Below are 17,145 nucleotides of genomic sequence, written 5' to 3'. Positions count from 1 at the left end.
AGGAGCTTGGACGAGACCGGGCTGCCGCGTGGCAAGCGAACAGGATCAAAGGCCGGAGCCTGACAACAAAGCGCTTAGTCGCGCGATCGAGTCACTCGCCAGGCGAGGCCGGCCCCGGTCAGAAGCAGGCAGGACGCGAGGAGAAACGGCGCGCCGGGCACCTGCCACCCGGCCTGCGCCCCGATGAAGTGTGCAAAGATCTGCGTGAAGAGCGTCGGGCCGATCAGACCGGTAACCCCGTTGATACTCGCCGTCGCCCCTTGGAGCCGGCCTTGCTCCGAGCCGCTCACGCGGCGCGACATCAAGGCCTGGGTCGCCGGGCCGGCCAGTCCCCAGAACGCCATGATCGGAATGCCCAGGCAGAAGATCCACCCCTCCGACGCGACTCCGTAGATCGCAAAGCCGACCGCGCCGCAGAGTAATCCCGCGAGCAACGTCGTACGTTCGCCGAATCGCGCCGTGAGCGGCCGGATCAGCACCCCCTGCACGATCATGGCGGCCACCCCCACACCGGCGAGCATCAGACCGACGCTGGCCGTGTCCCATCCATAGCGATAGCCCATGTAGAGCACGGCGACGCTTGGCAGCACCGCGTGGGCGAGATAACCGAGGAACGCGACGGTTGCGAGCCCGAACAATTCATGATGCGACCGCAGCAACACCAGCGAACCGACCGGATTCGCCCGCTTCCAGGCAAAGGCCGCCCGCTTTTCGCGCGGCAACGATTCCGGCAAGACGAAAAATCCGTAACAGGCATTCAAGAGACTGAGGAGCGCGGCGCCCCAGAACGGCAATCGCGGATCGATCGCCCCCAGCCATCCGCCCAACGCCGGGCCCAGAATGAACCCGAGACCGAAGACCATCCCGATCTTGCCGAACGCCGCCGCCCGCTGCTCCGGCGGCGTCACATCCGCAATGTAGGCCCCGGCGGTACTGAAGCTCGACGACGCGATCCCGGCGATCACGCGCCCCGCGAACAGCCAGGCCAGATTCGGCGCCAGCGCCATGAGGATGTAGTCGAGTCCTAATCCGAAGTTCGACAGCAGGACGACCGGCCGCCGGCCGAACCGGTCGGACAAAGCGCCTTGAATAGGCGAGCAGATAAACTGCATCAGCGCCCAGGCCGTTCCCATGTAGCCGAAGATCTCCGCCGCGCGGGCCGTGTCGCCCGACAGAAACTCTTCGACGAGCTTCGGCAACACCGGGATCACGATCCCGAAGGACAGCATGTCGAGCAGCACGGTGAAGAGGATGAAGAGGGCCGCCGCCTTACGCGGCTGACTGGTTTTCGTTGTGTCGGGCATGGCGGGGCATTCTAGCAGGCCGCTGCATGAGTAGACACTGTCCCTGGCGGCACATTCGAATAGAACCTGGTCAGAACCCCACCGACAGTCCGATCGTACCCAACAGGGCGGCCCGATCCGCCGGTCCGACGAATTCAGTGCCGAGGCCTCCGTCCAACACGAGCCGCGACGACAGTTGATGCCGCAGACCGATCTCAAACCCGGTGTGATTGCGCTGCCCGCGGAGATCCGACTCGCGCGTGTACACACTGGCAATCAACGTGTCGCTGAAGCTCGTCGGATAGCCCAAGGGATAACTCACCGCGGCGACGGCGCGATAGGCGCCGGGCCGTTCCTGTCCCTGCGGGGAACCGAGGACGGTGTAGCCCGCATTGAGGTGCGCGCGCAGCCGCCCGAACGAACGGGTGAGAATGCCGGTCATCTGCGTGTCCACGCCCTTCGAGTTCACGCCCGTGGGCAGATCCACCTCCACCCGCGCCGCGAACGCCGGCAGACTGATCGTTTCGGTGTTGAAGTTGTAGAGCAGGCCCAGATGCAGGTCGCCCGACTTCGCCGCCCCGACGAGGGTGTTGGGATCGGACATCAGATCGCCCTGGATCTCGACCTGCGTGTTGTCGAACGCCCCGTAGATGATTTGCGGCTGGAACGTCACGCGGGTGCGACCCTCCCGCCGGTCGTTGAAGCGCACGCCGCCTGCAAGGGATCATACACAGCGACTTGCAGGTAGTGATACGACCAGATCGTCGCATTGAACAACGGAAACCGGTTGCGGAAGGTCTTGGAATAGGGAAACTGATCCAGCCGATGATGGTCCAGCCGCTTGGCCGTAATGGCATAGGCGCTTTCTTGATAATAGGCCAGCACGTCACGGAGCGCGCGCGCTTTGTCAGCCTCGTCGGAAGCCATGATGTCGTAGGTGGCGCGATGCAGGGCATGCGCTTCATCGAACGTATTCTGCGCGCGCCAGGCCAGCTTCATGTAGGTCGGCGCGATGGCCTCTTCGTTCGGGTTCAGCCGCGCTTGGTGGCGATGAAGGCGAGGGGTTCCTTGCGCGCCCGGTCGTCGATGGCCTGGACGTCTTTCCCGCCGGTCAGGAGTAAGTTCTCATAGAGGTTGGAATGGCCGAAATCGACGCCGTTGAACTCGCTGTCGAGCTCGGCCAGATCTTCGCGCAGCGCGAAGTTCCACAGCGCACGGTAGTAGAACCGCTTATCGCGGGGTTCGAATTGTCTGCACCCGGCCAGTGCCAGGGCAACTGTGGCCATACAGATGAGTGCTCCGAGACGGATGGACGTGTGCCGCATCATGACAAATTCTCGTATTCCGGATGCTTGCAGGCCCCGCGCAGATCACCGACGGGCCCCGCTCCCTCAAAATAAAGAATCAGACTACCCGGCGTCCATCGCACAGAGACTCCCTGACGAAACAGAGCCCCTCTTGCGCCAAGACCGGGCCAGCGCTACTCTCTCGCGATTCATCGGGAAGAGTGCGTGATCGGATTCTATCCAGGAGGGACCATGCGAGTTGTCGTCGTCGGTGCTACAGGAACGATCGGGTCCGCAATTGTCGCGGCCCTATCCGCGCGTCATGAAGTCGTGGCCGTGGGAAACAAGCGCGGCGCAATCCGCGTGGACCTCGCCTCAACCGAATCCATCGAACGGATGTTCGACGCCGTCGGCACGTTCGACGCGCTCGTCTGCGCGGCAGGCCGAGCCGCGTTCGCCAGTTTGGACGACCTGAAAGATGCTGATTTTCAGCTCGGGCTGTCCAACAAACTGATGGGGCAGGTCAACCTCGTCCGCATCGGCCGGAAGCAAATGCGCGACAACGGCTCTTTCACCCTCACCAGCGGCGTCCTGAGCCGCGAGCCCATGAAGGGCAGTGCATCGATCAGCATGGTCAATGCGGGACTCGAAGGCTTCGCCCGCGCCGCCGCCCTGGAGCTCCCGCGCGGCATCCGCATCAACGTCGTGAGCCCGCCCTGGGTGACCGAAACGTTGATCGCCAGAAAAATGGATCCGTCGATCGGTCTCCCCGCCGCCACCGTCGCGCAAGCCTATCTCGCCGGCGTCCAAGGCACCGCCACCGGACAGACGCTCGATCCGCGCACCTTCCCCGCTAGATAAATCCGCACAGGCCGGCAGTGCAATTCCAACACCCGGCTCTCAGCCTCGATGAGAGCTGGGCAAGCAACTGCCCACCTCGCGCCTACACCACCGGGCCCCCCGCAGAAATCTCGCCGAACTGCGCCGGACCGGCAAGCACGTCCCCGACGACAGCGTTAGACCGCCCGATCGACCGGCGATCACCGCCTTCGAACGTGCGCAGGAATGCGGGCATGGCCACGACGGCACTGCACAAAGCGGAGCACCTTCATCCGATCGCCTGCCCGCTGTTTACAAATCAACCGTGATCCCAGGCTCGTCATTTGGCAAACGTTCGCACGTAGGCCAGCACATCCCGGCTCTGGCTCTCCGAAAGATTTCCCTTCCAGGCCGGCATATTCGGTTTGCCATGGTGGATCGTCTTCAGCAGGTCGGCATCGGATTTTCTGCTGGTCGACGGTGACGTGAGATTCGCCGGATCCGGCCCCAGGAGCCGATAGCCATCTCCCCCACCCGCAGCCCCGTGGCAACCGGCGCAATTTCTGATAAAAAGGGTCTTGCCGCGCGCCGAATCGCCGCGCGGAACCTTGGACTCAGGTTCTCCCTGGACGATCCCTCCATAAAGCAGCCCGCTTATGCAGACCGCCGTTGAGATCCCGACCCGCCATCCTGATGCCATCGTCGCTCCTCCTCACGCCTCGTCAGGTTGACGATCACGCCCCGCTTTGTCCGTAAGAAGCCGTTTGATCAACAGATTACGTTGCACGCATCTTTGACTCAATTCACGGAGATCTCTACGCGTTGTACCGAACGATACCCCTTCAGACCGGCACGCTCAATGGAGGGAGAAGAAGTCGGGCGTTGAGCGAACGCGCACGATCGGAGACAACGCTCATTAGAAAGGAATGCGGAGGCCCAGATGAAACTCATTCGGCGAAAGCCCCTGCCCGAGCTGACTGCGTAGCCCGACATCGCTTTGCACGGGAGCAGGACCGGTCAACGAACGATTTAACTCCGACGTATACCCGCCGCCGAATCCCGCCCCGAGATACGGCATGATGGTGCGCCCCCCGACGGGATAGCGGCCGCTGATCGACGGAATATCCCGAAAGATCGACGATGCCGGAGAGGACAACGGTAACGAGTCCGGCGCGTAGAACGGCACCTCGGACGCCACGCCTCCCCGAGAAAACTGCTGATTCAGCGACTGCAAGGCGGGAGAGTCGGCTACTTGAAGGTCATCCGCTGCATGGCCCCCAACGGGAACAGCCAGCAACGCGAACCACAACGACGCAATGCAGAGACGAAGATTCATGTTGAGATCATACAAACGAAATTGTATTCACACAAGCCCGCTCCCTGAGACAGAGCGAGATTCTAACACCGGCCTTGTGCAATTGCCCCCCACTAGGCAGACGGCAAGAAACTGTGTGACGGGCTTGATCTGGCCACGATCCCGCCGCATTCCCACGAGGCCGCCCCGCCCCGTCTGAATACATGACCGTCCACTCATCCCACCATCTTGCATCCCATGCTCATCCGGTCTATCTTCTGCTCGTCGGGCATCCGTCTGGATGAGCGCCGACCGCCGGCTTCGAACGCCGGTACAGTCCATTCATCGGAACCCGGCGAACGATATGGGCGTAGCGTCGATTCTTGGCCTGATCATCATCGGACTGCTTGCCTACCTCGGCGCCGTCCGTAAAAAACCTGCCGGGCTTGAATTCTACGCGGGATGCCTCTCCACGATCCTGCTCGTGCTCCTGCTGGAGCTCACGACACAGGGCTTGATCTCACATGTGCCCCAGTGGGCGCAGCCCTGGCTGGCCTTCATCGCCTACCTGGCGATGTCCTTCGTCATCCTGAAAACCCTGGATCTGCTGTTCATCGAAGATTACCTCGTCGAGAAGCGGGGGAAATACATCCCCCGGATGCTCCGCCTGATCTTCCTGCTCGTCGGGGTCACACTCGCGGGCCTCGTCCTGCTACGGGCGGTGCTCGAAATGGATCCGCTGACCTTGATCGCGCTCCCGACCATCGCCACCGCCGTGGTGGGGTTTGCGCTTAAAGACGTCATCGCGCGCCTGGCCTCGGGCATCCAGCTCGGCCGCATGATCCACGTCGGCGACTGGGTCACCTTGATGGACAAAGAGGGGATCGTTACCGACATCGCCTTCGATTACATCACGATCAGAACGCGCGCCTACGATTACATCATGCTCCCCAACGATGCGGTCTCCCAATCCGCCATCACCAACCATAGCCGGCCGGAAAGCCTGTGCGCCCGAGCCATTCACGTCGAAGCGAACTATGCCCATCCCCCGATGCAGGTAAAAGAAATCCTCGTGCAATCTGCGTTGGCGGTCCCAGGCGTCGTCGCCTCTCCGGCGCCGATCAGCTTCGTTGAGGAATTCAAAGAGTCCGGCATCTCCTACAAGCTCAAGTTCTTTTTCCATGACTACGGAGGCCGAGAACGCCTTGAGGGCGAGGTGATGGCCTACGTCTGGTATGCCTTCCAGCGGAATGGTATCGAGATCCCTTATCCCCAACGTGTCGTGCACACCACCCAGCCCCCCGACCTGACGGCGCTGCGGGCCATCGAACTGGCCGGCATGAAGGAGCAATTTCGTGCGATCGATTTCTTAGCCATACTCGACGCAGAGGGGCTGCATTCGCTGGCCGAACATGCGCAGAAACGCGTCTACCTGCCCGGCGAGCAGGTCGTGCGGGAGGGCGAACCGGGAGAGGAACTCTTCGTGGTCATGGAGGGCGAAGCCGACGTCGTGATCAAGACGGGTGATCAAACTACGCCGGTCGCCGCGCTCAAGAAAGGGCAGTTCTTCGGCGAAATGTCCCTGCTCACCGGAGCCCCACGCTCCGCCACGGTCCAGGCAAAATCCCAACTGACCGTCACGGTCATCGGTAAGAGCGCCATGAGCCAGGTGATATCCAAGACCCCCGGCCTGGCAGAACAATTCGGCACAATCCTCGCGACCCGGCAGTCGGCGCTGGCGGCCACGCGCGAAACCGCCGATCGCGCGTCAAAGCTGAGGTCTGTCGCAGAGGATGGACAATCGCTCACCGCGAAGATTCTCCAATTCTTCCGTCGGTCCGGGAACTGATCCCCGACCGGCTCCGGTCATCGACGGTGGAGCCGTAACATGCAAGCCGCCACGCGATTCAACAAGGTCATCTCCGGAGCGGTAGTGGGAGGCGCGGTGTGGCTCCTCGCCTTAGCTCTGCACTGGTCCGGATGGCTCACCGTCACCGAACTCAAGACACTCGACCATCGATTCCATCGATACGCAGATGCCACCAAGGCCGGAAGCGACATCGTACTGGTCGCGGTGGATGAGGCCAGCCTGGAAGCCTACGGCCAGTGGCCCTGGTCCCGTGACCGGCACGGGTACGTCGTCCACTATCTGAAAGAGGCCGGCGCCAAAGCCGTAATCTTCGATCTCCTGTTTCTCGAACCGGATCGGTCGGGGGAAGAGTTTGATGCGGTATTCGCCGAAGAGATGCGGGCCGCCGGAAACGTTTATCTGCCGTTCCTGATGCAGAACGAGCAACAGCCCTCCGGCGGCTCGAACGCTTCCCCTGACGGTGGGCAAGGGTACCCGCTCGAGATCTTGAAAAAAGCGACGATCCCGCTCGACGATCAGAGGGCTCTGCCACCCGAAACAGTCCCGACCTACGCCGGGGCTAAATTGCCCTTGCCGCTGTTCGCGCAGGCCGCTCACGGTCTCGGATATATCAACCTGACCCCGGACATCGACGGAACCACCCGCCGACTCCCTCCACTGGCATACGCGCAGCAGCAGGCATTCCTGCACATCAGCACGGCTGTCGCGCGGGACCTCCTGCAAGCGGATCGAGCCTCCCTGCATCCTCGGGAACTTCGCCTTGGACCGGTGACGATTCCTTTAACCGCGGAACAGGACATGGTCATCGACTGGCACGGATCGCTGGAGAATCACGTCTACCCCGTCTATCCCATCGGAGCCGTCCTCCGCTCCTATATCGACAGGCAGGGCGGGAAGCCGCCCCTGCTCGACCCGGCGCTGTTTCGCGACAAAATCGTGTTCATTGCCACCACCGCCGCCGGGACGTACGATCTGCGGGTGACCCCGCTGTCCCCCTTCGCACCGGGCGTCCTCATCCACATGTCGGCGCTCGATAATATGCTGAGACATCGCCATCTCCAACCGGCCTCGTGGGCGGTCTTCGCGGCCTCCACGCTCGTCCTTGCGCTGGCTACCGCGTGGGCCTTCATGTTGATGCAATCCCAGTGGATCAAGGCCGCCACCATCGCCGGCCTGGCCACCGCTTACTACGGACTCGCCGTCCACGCCTTTACCTCGCACGGACTCTGGCTCGATCTCGCCATACCCGAAGGCGCGCTGGCCGCCTCGTTTGCAACCTCCGCGACCGTGGAGTACCTGACGGAAGGAAGACAGCGCCGGCAACTGCGGACGGTTTTCGACAAATACATGGCGGCTGAGGTGGTCGATGAGATCATGCGGAATCCGGAAGCCATCCGGCTCGGCGGCGAGAAAAAAGAACTGTCGGTGCTCTTTTCTGATATCGCCGGATTCACCTCCATCTCGGAACAGATGGATCCGGAGAGGCTCGTCGAGCTCCTGAACCAGTATCTCTCGGCCATGACGGAGATCATTCTCCGCCACCGGGGCAACGTGAATAAGTACCTGGGGGACGGCATCATGGCGATCTTCGGGGCGCCGCGCGGAGAGCCCAACCATGCCAGCCTGGCCTGCTTTGCCGCCCTGGATTCGCAGCGGGAGCTCGCGAGGCTGCGCGAGCGGTGGAAAGCCGAGGGACAGCCGGAGATCCGCGCACGCATCGGGATCAATTCCGGCTGGCTCGTGGTCGGCAATATGGGGTCCCAGGCCCGGATGGAATACACGGTGATGGGCGATGCCGTGAACCTGGCTTCCCGCCTGGAGGGCGCGAACAAGTTTTACGACACGCTGATCCTGTTGGGTCCCCGTACCTACGAACTCGCCGCCGGGGACATCGAAGCGCGGGAAGTCGACCGCATGCGGGTCAAAGGTAAACGGGAACCCGTGGTAGTCTTCGAATTGCTCGCCCGCAAGGGAGAGCTGCCTGACGAACGACACCGTCACATTGAGGCCTATCGAGCGGGGCTCGAGGCCTACAAACAGCGCGATTTTAAAACAGCGGCCACGCACTTTGAGGCGGCTCTGGCACTCGACCCGAAGGACGGCCCGGCACGGGTTTACTTGGAAAGAGCCAAAGAGTACCTTATAGCTCCGCCTCCCGAACAGTGGGATGGCGTGTATGAACTCACCTCAAAGTGAGCGAGGCTCCCGTGAATCACCAACATGCCTTCCTTGCCATCATAGTCTTCATGGTGACGGCTATGACCATGACCGCTGCCGCCTTGGGCGAAACTCTATACGTCGCGGCCAAGAGCGCGCAGTTGCGCTCAGGAAAGACGTCCCTGGACCCGGTCGTCGCCAGCCTCAAGCTCGGCGAGAGTCTGGAAGTGGTGAAACGCGAGGAGCGCTGGCTGCAAGTACGAACCGCCAAGGGGGTCCAAGGGTGGATCTATGCCAATCATGTGTCCGAATCGAAACCGGCGGGAGGAGACAACGAGCTGGCCGCCCTGGGGAAGGGGTTCAGACAAACCGAGGCCTCGAATGTCACCGCCTCGGCCGGCGCTCGCGGACTTGATAAAGCATCGGAGAGTTATGCCAATCGGGCCGGGATTACCCAGCAGCATCGCGCTGCCGTGGATCGGATGACCGCCAACAAGATTCCCGATGAAGATATCCAGGCATTCCTCAAAACCGGGAGGCTCGGCGAATATGCAGAATAGATCATCACGCGGGCTCCTCGTTGTCGGCCTGGCGCTGTTTGCCACCGCCGGTCTGACCGGCTGTGCGGAAGTCCAGAAGGCTGCCGAAGGCGCCGCACGAAGCTCGGGGAACGAACGGCTGGCGAAGACGATCCATGGCGGCGGAACGCTCATCGGCGGGCTGCTGCCTATCGGCTATGAAGAGGAACAGACCATCGGACAAGCGATCGCCTTGCAGGTCGTGGCCCGCTATGGTGGGGTCTATGACCAACCCGACCTGACGCGATACGTAAACCTGGTCGGCCGTAGCGTCGCGTTGACCTGTGATCGGGCTGACATCGAGTATCGCTTTGCAATCCTCAACCATGACTCGATCAACGCCTTCGCCGCCCCCGCCGGCTACATCTTCGTCACCCGCGGGTTGTTGAAAACGATCAAGAACGAAGCCGAGCTCGCGGCGGTGTTAGGCCATGAGATCGGTCACGTCACCCAGAAACATATCCTCGACGTCATTCAGCGGTCCAAACAGATCGCCGGCGTGGCGGAAGCAGGCCTGGCTTACGCGAACAAGAATCCCGACGCGTTCAAGAATGTGATCGACGGAGCGGTCAAGAAGCTGTTGGATGAGGGGCTGGACCAGGGAAAAGAGTTGGAGTCCGACCGCCTGGGAGTCATCTTCGCATCGCGCGTGGGGTATGATCCCACCGCCTACGAGACATTTCTGGACCGGTTACGGGCCCTCAAAGGCGACGACCGGGCCTTCTTCAAAACGCATCCGGATTTTTCCAATCGGCTCTCGGCCGTTCGGTCCACCATCAGTGAGCAGAAGCTGAAAACCACGGGCATTCTCCTCGCCGATCGCTTCAGCCGCTCATCGAGCGGCGCGCTGTAGAAGACCGGATAGTTCGCTCCTCACCATGCTTGCTCACCTCAAGTCCAACTATCGCCACTCCACCAGGACGGTCACTCTCCTGCATTGACCCTCCGCCGGTTGCTTCCTATACTGCCAAGAGATCGGAGATGCTGTTGTGAAAATTGTCGTCAGCCTGATTATCGGATTCGTGCTCCTCGTCGGCGTGATCCTCGCGCTGCCGTTTCTCATCGATCTAAACCAGTATCAAGACCGGTACAAACCGCTGATCGAAGAGGCGCTGAATCGCAAGGTCCAGCTCCAAGACATCCGCCTGACCATCTGGCCGCGCCTCGGCGCCCGTGTGGGCGGGGTGACCCTCCTCGACGATCCGGCCTTCAGCGCCGGGCCCTTTGCATCGCTGACGTCATTGGATGTGGGGGTGAAGCTCCTGCCACTCCTCAGTAAGCAGGTGGAAGTCGAAGAGATCTCTCTGCGCGATCCGGTCGTAACGGTCATCACTAACAAAGACGGCGTGATGAATGTGTCGACCATCGGGGCCAGGACAGCGTCCTCGTCTACCACAGAGCCAGGTACGGTTCCACCTCCCGACGGAAACCCGTTGCAAATTCTGGCTTTGTTCGCCGTGGATCGCGTCTCGATCAAAGGCGGAAGGCTGACCTATCGCGATCTTTCGACGGCCCCGGTCACGGAATACCAGGTGCAGAATCTCGAACTGCTGCTGAAGTCCGTCCGTCTCGGGCACACGCCTTCGGTCCACCTCAAGGCCACAGTGCTGCCCTATGATCTTCCGGTCACGTTGGACGGTGAGTTCGGCCCGCTGGTCGAAACACTCGAAGTGCAGCAGTACAACTTCGCCTTGGGATTCGGCAAGATCGCGCTCGCTGTGAAGGGGGCACTCGTCGGAGGCAGGTTGGATGCGACCCTGTCTGCTCCCGCCATCAATACGGCCGATCTTCCCGTGGCCTTGCCGCTGCAGAAGCCGGTGCTGATCAAGGATCTGCTGGTGACCGCCAAAGCGCCATACCCGTTCAAGCAAGGAGTGTCGCCCCTGGAGCTGGCAGACATCTCGAATCTGAGCCTGGCGCTCATCATGGGACGCTCCTCCGTACACCTCAAAGGGACCGTCCTCAACGGCCAGGCCCATGTGACGGTGTCATCCGCTTCACTCAACACCGCTGATCTGCCGATCGCCGTGCCGATGACCAAGCCAGTAGAGTTGAAGGATCTCACCGTTACGGCCAAGACCCGTGTGCCGTTCAAACCGACGGCACCGCCGCTGGAAATCGCCGATGTCTCCGACCTGCGGGTCGCCATCGCACTGGGCCAATCGCTGATCCAGGTGAAGGGTACCGTCCTCAACGGCCAGGCCGCCATGACCCTCTCTTCGCCTTCCGTGAATACCGCTGACCTGCCGATCGCTCTGCCGCTGGCGAAGCCGGTGGCGCTCAAAGATCTGTCCGTCACCGCCAAAACACGTGTCCCCTTCAATCCCGCTGCGCCTCCATTGGAAATTGCCGATGTCTCCGACCTGCGGGTCGCCGTCGCACTGGGCCAGTCACTCCTGCACCTCAAAGGAACGGTCCTCAACGGTCAGGCCAATGTGACGCTCTCATCCCCTTCGCTCAATACTGCTGACCTGCCGATCGCCATTCCGCTAGCCAAGCCAGTGGAGATCAAGGATCTCACCGTCACGGCCAAGACCCGTGTGCCGTTCAAACCGACGGCACCTCCGTTGGAGATCGCCGATATCTCCGACCTGCGCCTTGGGGTGATCCTGGGAAAATCTGTTCTGTCGGTCAAAGGCACCCTGCTGGGCGGCCAGGCGAACGTGATTCTCTCATCGCCCTCGGTGCAGACAGGAGATCTGCCGGTCGAAACCGGGCTCGCGAAATCCGTCGAACTCAAAAACCTGCTCATAAATGCCGATCTCAAGGGGCCGAACGCACGTCTTTCCAACGCCTCCTTCCAGCTGTTCGACGGCCAGTTCAAGGCGGACGGAGAAATGTCGACAGCCTCGCCGACTCCGCCGTTTCGCGGCAAGGTCAGGATCGACGGACTCCAACTCGGCCCCGCGCTGGCGGCCATCAGTCCGGACAGCAAGGTCTCAATGAGCGGAACGGCCGCCATGGATCTGGCCGTCACAGGAAGCGGCTTCACCATGCCGGACCTGACCAAGGCGTTAGAGGGACCGGGACATCTGCGGATCAAGAACGGGAAGATCGAAGGGATCAACCTGATGGAGGAGGCGGTCACGCTCTTGAAGGTGGCAGGCCTCTCGCCGGATCGCCTCAAAACGACCGCATTCTCGGCGATGGAAACCGATGTCATGATCAAGCAGGGCCTCGTCACTGTGCAGAAACTGCTGATCGATAGCCACGACTTCCAAGCCACAGGCGCCGGCACCGTCGGATTCGACCAGGCGCTCAACCTTGCCGTAAATCTGCACCTCTCCCCCGCTCTCAGCCAGAAACTGGCATCGTCCTCACCCATTGCCAGAATCGCGCTGAAGGAAGGGCGGCTCAGACTCCCCTTCCAGATCACCGGCAGCATACAAGCTCCCGCCTACGGGCTGGATACCAAGGAGCTGACGGGAAAAGTCCAGGAGCAGGTGAAAGAGAAAGTGAACGAAGCGGTCAAAGGGCTGCTGGAAGGCACGACCAATCCTAAAGACCTTCAACAACAAGGCAAAGACCTGTTGAAGGGGCTACTCGGCCGGTGAGGACAGTCTCGCACGTCGTACCGAACAGAGACCTGCCGGCAATCAGCGCGCGCACACACACCGTACCGCTGAGAGTGCTGCCTCACGTCTCCGGCCTATGTCCAGTGATGCGTGCGTTCGCTACGGCAGGATGATCGCCTGCTCGGCGTGACCGATCGACTTGAGCGTCGTTTCGATCACATCGACCATCGGCGGGGGGCCACAGAGAAAGATGACCGTGTCGGCACCGGGCGCCGGAAGATGCGTGCGTAGCGCCACCTCGCTGATGCGGCCGGTTCCTTGACTCCAGCCAACAGGCGGCTCGCTCAAGACATGATGGCAATGGAAGTTCGAGTGAGCGCGTGCGTACGCGTCCCACTCTGCGCGGAAAATAATGTCAGCCTCGGTCTTGTTCGCATACAGGAGGACCAGTTCGACCGGGAGGCCCCTGGCAAGAATCCACCGAATAATCGCAATCATCGGCGTGATGCCGGAGCCGCCGGCCACGAAACCGACTTTCTTCGCCATCCCGTCTACCCAATGGCCTCCCGGATTCGGCCCGCTCATCAGCACCGTCTCCCCGACTTGCCGATCATGGAGATAGCGCGAAATCACCCCCGTCTCGTATCGCTTCACAGTCAGATCGAAGGAGCCCGTGGCGCCGGGCATCGACGAAGGCGTGTAGGGACGTTTGACGGATTTCCCGTCGATCGTCGCGTGGACATAGAGATGGTCGCCCGGCAGCATATCCAGCGTGGTATCGCTCGGAAGGGCAAAGTGGAAGGTCTTCGTGTCGTGGGTATCGAGATGAATCGCCGTCAGCTCATACGGCACCGGCTGCTTCGACTGAATGCGCCTGACAGAATCAGCAGTCATGCGGTCATCCTACGAGCCTTAGCGCGTGGCCGCAATGGAGGAAGAGAATAGGCGGTGCGGGAAGACTGCTGACGCCGATGCCGCCTTGCGTCAAAACCGATAGCTGAGCTCGATCATATGGAGATCATATCCACGGCCATTGTCTCCATAGAGCGAGGCATCGGACAGATGATGAAACCAATAGCCCACGCCGATCCCCCGATAGACCTTCGCTCGAAGCGCGATATCCCCCACCACCTGGAAGGCGCCTCCCATATCCTGGTTAGCGAATTGGTGCATGGAGAGAAGGGCGACTCCTGCCCCGACCTCTAAGGACAGCCAGCCATCTTTTTTTCCCAATACCACGCCAGGCACCATCGTGGCGATAAAGGCCGTATCACCCGAGGCCCTCAATGCGCCGACACTCCCCATCAGCCTCGTGCCGATGCCCCATCCGGAGTCAGAGTACCATCCCCAGGGAAGCGACCAGCTGGCCATGAGGTCAAATTCATTGAAGAATTGCGTCTCCTTCTTTCCGATGGGAGAGCTTCCGCTCGCCCCTCCGCGCAACCCAATGCTCTCCAAATGAATTTCTTCTGCCTGAATCACACAGGGAGTCACGAGCAAGACAAGCAGTCCGACCATCGCGACTCGCAGCCCTACTCTGCTCCTCAGAAGGGAGCCGATCTGAACGATGCAATTCACCAGGCGAGCGCCGTCAGGCAGACCAAGGCCGCTGGGCTCCGAATAGTGGAGATCGCAATGAATCGTCGTAGTCTCTCAGGGGGGCGAGCGGGTTCGACCTATACATGCGATAGATCGTGAGAACACACTCTTGTTTACTATACAAGGCGAACGACACCTTCGCAACCAATGCATGAAACGCGGAAACAACCGTGAGCGAAGGACAGACGACCTCGTCTAACTCATGCGGCGAGAACAGTCCCACCCCGCAAGGAAGAGGCACGCGCTAGCGCATGCCACCAGCAGATCCGCTGCTCGCGGCATCAGGGACTTGTAGAACGATAGAGAGCGCCCGTCGATCCTCGCCGACCTGCGCCACAATCTTGTCGCCGGTCTTGAGTCGTCCGGCCACCACGCCCTCAATTTTTGTGTCGGGGGTCACCACGAGACGCATCTCGTGACCGGAGAATTCTTTCACGATGAGCTCATTGCCTTCCCAATACATCACATCCGCCTTGATCGCAGCCGGTGCGGTCGACGCGGAACCCTCTAGCGCTACGGCAGGAAGGACTGAAGCAAAGACCAGATAGAGTGCGAGAAAAAGTGCCATCACCAACCCTCCCTCTAGATAGATGTTGAACGGATAGGCATATCATACGTTCCCGCCTATATACTCGCAACTGGGGACGCAGAGCTGATCGCAGGCGAAGCCGGACTGTTGCTCCCAAGCCGATCCTTGCCGCACAATACCGGCGCTATGAAACCGACCGACCCGACTCAGATCGCTCTGATCATCGTCATACACGACAATCTGACTGCCCCCTATGCCTGGCGCCGCGTGAGAAGCGCGACCGGCATTGCGCCGGGCAGCCGCGCGAACGCGGCCAATCAACTCGCCGCCCATCTGCCGAATATGGAACTGAGTCGCTATGAGTGGTGGTTTGAACAGGAAGATACGATGGATGAGGTGCGGTGACCTGATGAAGATGGCTCGCGAACTTGGGCTCGTCGTCGGTCTCGTCCTCCTGACCGAAAGCCTCGTGTCGGGCGGCGAACCGACCTGGCAAGAGCAGCAAAATCTTCCAGAATGGACCGCGCCGGTCCTGACGGAGAAGGCCTTCGCCTCCACCTATGCCCTGTCCACACGGCTCAACCCTTTCTTTTTGCACGGAGACTTCAACGGGGATGGACGGCTCGACGTAGCCGTGCTTATCGTGCACAAGAGGAGCGGACAACAGGGGATCGCGGTCCTCCATGCAGGCGCACAGACCCTGATTGTGTTGGGAGCAGGGCGCGCCATCGGAAACGGCGGGACAGACTTCGGGTGGCTGGATGCCTGGAGCGTCTTCGTTAAACAGGCGGCTCAGCAGAGCGCCACGGGAAAGAAACCGCCTGCGCTACGCGGCGACGCCCTCCTCGTACAGAAGCTCGAATCTGCCAGCGCCCTGCTCTACTGGGACGGGACAACCTATCGGTGGCATCAGCAAGGCGACTGAACGACGGTCCTCGCAGAAGCTACGATACCCACCAGATCCATGCGGCGATCATCGCAAGCACCGCCCCGAGCGGACCGAAAACGAAGGCCCCCGTCATCGCCGCCTCTGTCGACTTATCATGCCGGTTCGAAGAGAAGGAGGAGACCACTGCCATGCCGAGGAGAAATCCCCCGACATAGCCGCCGAACGCCGAGACCAGCAGTTTTCCGAATGTGGCCATAGACGGACCGAGCCTCCACGAGTTGATATTGCAGCACGAAAGAGTACGATCCAGGAGAAGGCCTGTCAACGCGGGTGAAGCGATCCGAAAATGAGAAGGTCCGTGTTCTCCGGCTCAAGGCCATCGCCAGGACTCTGAGTTTGTGTCGAGCCTTGCAGAGGACTATGCTGGCACTGTACGGCCGGTCCCAACCTTCATGAAGGAGGTTCCGTCATGAGAGGCATCCGATCCCTCGCCCTCGTGATTCTGTCCCTGAGCCTGTCCCTGCAAAACCTCGCGCTAGCCGGCGAACAGACCGGTATCCCGCCGGAGACCGTCGCGAACTACCTCCATGCGGTAATCGAAGCGGATCGGACGTTCTACACCATCCACGTGGTCGAACGACTGCAGAAAAGTGGAGCCGTTGCGGCAGCCGAAAACTGGCGGGCCACGAAGAATACCCTCCCTCTGCCGGCCCAGTTCCTCATGGAATCCAGCGCACTTTCAGCGATGACCGGCACATCGGTCCGTTACCGGCTCATTAGTCTCTGGCCGATCAATCCACTCAATGTGCCACGAAGTGCCGCAGAGAAGGCCGGCCTGGAGTCGTTGCGCACGCACCCGGAATGGGTCGTGACCGGCACGGTCACGCAAGGGAGCGAGACGTACTTTCAAGCCATCTATGCCGACCGGGCCGTGAGTCAGTCTTGCGTGGGGTGCCATAACACCCACCCCCAGAGCGCCAAGAAGGACTTCAAGCTGAATGAGGCCATGGGAGGCCTCGTGATCGAAATTCCGATGGGGCGATAGGGCGAACGGCTTGAGCAGGCGAGGGACTTACTTCTGATCCAGTCACCCCCTCCCATTTCATACTGAGGTGGCTGAAAATGGAGATACGCCCAGGGAAGCGCCCGGCGCGGCCTGATGCAGAGCCTGTCACCAAATACGCACCTAGGAGCCTGTCCGAGTAATGGCTGACCATGCGTGACAAGACGTAGATTCACGGCAGGACCAGCAGCGATTCGGTCCGCCGCCGAAGGGTGTGGCCGATACGTGTGCCAATGAGTGGAATTGTGATCGGTTTGGGGGGA

At 61.0% G+C, this 17,145-nt stretch carries 20 protein-coding genes; 9 read left to right on the top strand and 11 right to left on the bottom strand.

What is annotated here, in order from left to right:
* Positions 1 to 74: 74 nt before the first annotated feature.
* The 4 genes from Q8N04_13320 to Q8N04_13305 all read right to left on the bottom strand — a co-directional run bounded on the left by Q8N04_13320 (position 75) and on the right by Q8N04_13305 (position 2,569).
* Positions 75 to 1,304, bottom strand: coding sequence for a TCR/Tet family MFS transporter (locus Q8N04_13320; GenBank protein MDP3091655.1), 1,230 nt, complete (start codon positions 1,302 to 1,304; stop codon positions 75 to 77).
* Between the two features lie 70 nt (positions 1,305 to 1,374).
* Entirely contained in the window at positions 1,375 to 1,956 is a 582-nt protein-coding gene (locus Q8N04_13315; protein ID MDP3091654.1) for a hypothetical protein, read from the bottom strand.
* On the bottom strand, positions 1,953 to 2,282 hold the full coding sequence (locus tag Q8N04_13310; GenBank protein ID MDP3091653.1) for a hypothetical protein: 330 nt from the start codon (positions 2,280 to 2,282) through the stop codon (positions 1,953 to 1,955). The genes Q8N04_13315 and Q8N04_13310 overlap by 4 nt, the downstream gene beginning before the upstream one ends.
* Before the next feature lie 32 nt (positions 2,283 to 2,314).
* The gene (locus Q8N04_13305) at positions 2,315 to 2,569 is read right to left on the bottom strand and encodes a hypothetical protein (protein ID MDP3091652.1); all 255 of its coding nucleotides are present in this window, start codon (positions 2,567 to 2,569) and stop codon (positions 2,315 to 2,317) included.
* Between the two features lie 252 nt (positions 2,570 to 2,821).
* Here Q8N04_13305 and Q8N04_13300 point away from each other — a divergent pair, with 252 nt between their 5' ends.
* Positions 2,822 to 3,430 (top strand): short chain dehydrogenase, encoded by a 609-nt coding sequence (locus tag Q8N04_13300; protein MDP3091651.1) that lies wholly within the window; start codon positions 2,822 to 2,824, stop codon positions 3,428 to 3,430.
* Between the two features lie 82 nt (positions 3,431 to 3,512).
* On the opposite strand, the gene Q8N04_13295 is transcribed toward Q8N04_13300, so the two are convergent.
* From Q8N04_13295 to Q8N04_13285, 3 genes are all read right to left on the bottom strand, one after another.
* Positions 3,513 to 3,650 (bottom strand): hypothetical protein, encoded by a 138-nt coding sequence (locus tag Q8N04_13295; protein ID MDP3091650.1) that lies wholly within the window; start codon positions 3,648 to 3,650, stop codon positions 3,513 to 3,515.
* Between the two features lie 78 nt (positions 3,651 to 3,728).
* Positions 3,729 to 4,088: a cytochrome c gene (locus Q8N04_13290; protein MDP3091649.1), complete on the bottom strand. Its 360-nt coding sequence runs from the start codon at positions 4,086 to 4,088 to the stop codon at positions 3,729 to 3,731.
* Positions 4,089 to 4,304: 216 nt separating this feature from the next.
* The gene (locus Q8N04_13285; protein ID MDP3091648.1) at positions 4,305 to 4,724 is read right to left on the bottom strand and encodes a hypothetical protein; all 420 of its coding nucleotides are present in this window, start codon (positions 4,722 to 4,724) and stop codon (positions 4,305 to 4,307) included.
* A gap of 259 nt (positions 4,725 to 4,983) precedes the next feature.
* Here Q8N04_13285 and Q8N04_13280 point away from each other — a divergent pair, with 259 nt between their 5' ends.
* From Q8N04_13280 to Q8N04_13260, 5 genes are all read left to right on the top strand, one after another.
* Positions 4,984 to 6,531, top strand: a complete 1,548-nt coding sequence (locus Q8N04_13280; protein MDP3091647.1) for a mechanosensitive ion channel family protein — start codon at positions 4,984 to 4,986, stop codon at positions 6,529 to 6,531.
* A gap of 39 nt (positions 6,532 to 6,570) precedes the next feature.
* Positions 6,571 to 8,748 carry an adenylate/guanylate cyclase domain-containing protein gene (locus Q8N04_13275; GenBank protein MDP3091646.1) on the top strand — a complete coding sequence of 726 codons (2,178 nt, stop codon included), beginning with the start codon at positions 6,571 to 6,573 and terminating at the stop codon, positions 8,746 to 8,748.
* A gap of 11 nt (positions 8,749 to 8,759) precedes the next feature.
* Complete coding sequence (locus Q8N04_13270) at positions 8,760 to 9,269, top strand: SH3 domain-containing protein (protein ID MDP3091645.1); 510 nt, start codon at positions 8,760 to 8,762, stop codon at positions 9,267 to 9,269.
* Entirely contained in the window at positions 9,259 to 10,140 is an 882-nt protein-coding gene (locus tag Q8N04_13265) for a M48 family metalloprotease (protein ID MDP3091644.1), read from the top strand. Before Q8N04_13270 ends, Q8N04_13265 begins: the two co-directional genes overlap by 11 nt.
* A 136-nt stretch (positions 10,141 to 10,276) precedes the next feature.
* Positions 10,277 to 12,841, top strand: coding sequence for an AsmA family protein (locus Q8N04_13260; GenBank protein MDP3091643.1), 2,565 nt, complete (start codon positions 10,277 to 10,279; stop codon positions 12,839 to 12,841).
* Positions 12,842 to 12,961: 120 nt separating this feature from the next.
* Here Q8N04_13260 and Q8N04_13255 read toward each other — a convergent pair whose 3' ends face one another.
* From Q8N04_13255 to Q8N04_13245, 3 genes are all read right to left on the bottom strand, one after another.
* A complete protein-coding gene (locus Q8N04_13255; GenBank protein MDP3091642.1) occupies positions 12,962 to 13,696 on the bottom strand; it encodes an NADH-cytochrome b5 reductase in 735 nt (244 codons plus the stop codon).
* Between the two features lie 90 nt (positions 13,697 to 13,786).
* Complete coding sequence (locus Q8N04_13250) at positions 13,787 to 14,320, bottom strand: acyloxyacyl hydrolase (GenBank protein ID MDP3091641.1); 534 nt, start codon at positions 14,318 to 14,320, stop codon at positions 13,787 to 13,789.
* Positions 14,321 to 14,645: 325 nt separating this feature from the next.
* On the bottom strand, positions 14,646 to 14,969 hold the full coding sequence (locus Q8N04_13245; GenBank protein MDP3091640.1) for a hypothetical protein: 324 nt from the start codon (positions 14,967 to 14,969) through the stop codon (positions 14,646 to 14,648).
* A gap of 147 nt (positions 14,970 to 15,116) precedes the next feature.
* Here Q8N04_13245 and Q8N04_13240 point away from each other — a divergent pair, with 147 nt between their 5' ends.
* Both Q8N04_13240 and Q8N04_13235 read left to right on the top strand, forming a co-directional pair.
* A complete protein-coding gene (locus Q8N04_13240) occupies positions 15,117 to 15,335 on the top strand; it encodes a hypothetical protein (protein MDP3091639.1) in 219 nt (72 codons plus the stop codon).
* A gap of 4 nt (positions 15,336 to 15,339) precedes the next feature.
* Positions 15,340 to 15,855, top strand: a complete 516-nt coding sequence (locus tag Q8N04_13235; protein MDP3091638.1) for a hypothetical protein — start codon at positions 15,340 to 15,342, stop codon at positions 15,853 to 15,855.
* 19 nt (positions 15,856 to 15,874) lie between these two features.
* On the opposite strand, the gene Q8N04_13230 is transcribed toward Q8N04_13235, so the two are convergent.
* Complete coding sequence (locus Q8N04_13230) at positions 15,875 to 16,075, bottom strand: hypothetical protein (protein ID MDP3091637.1); 201 nt, start codon at positions 16,073 to 16,075, stop codon at positions 15,875 to 15,877.
* A gap of 213 nt (positions 16,076 to 16,288) precedes the next feature.
* On the opposite strand from Q8N04_13230, the gene Q8N04_13225 reads away from it, so the two are divergent.
* On the top strand, positions 16,289 to 16,864 hold the full coding sequence (locus tag Q8N04_13225; GenBank protein ID MDP3091636.1) for a DUF3365 domain-containing protein: 576 nt from the start codon (positions 16,289 to 16,291) through the stop codon (positions 16,862 to 16,864).
* The last annotated feature ends 281 nt before the right edge of the window (positions 16,865 to 17,145 follow it).

Source organism: Nitrospira sp., from assembly GCA_030692565.1.
Taxonomy (GTDB): Bacteria; Nitrospirota; Nitrospiria; order Nitrospirales; family Nitrospiraceae; genus Nitrospira_D.
Note: the sequence above shows the minus strand (reverse complement) of the source record. Positions and strands in the feature narration are given on the sequence as shown.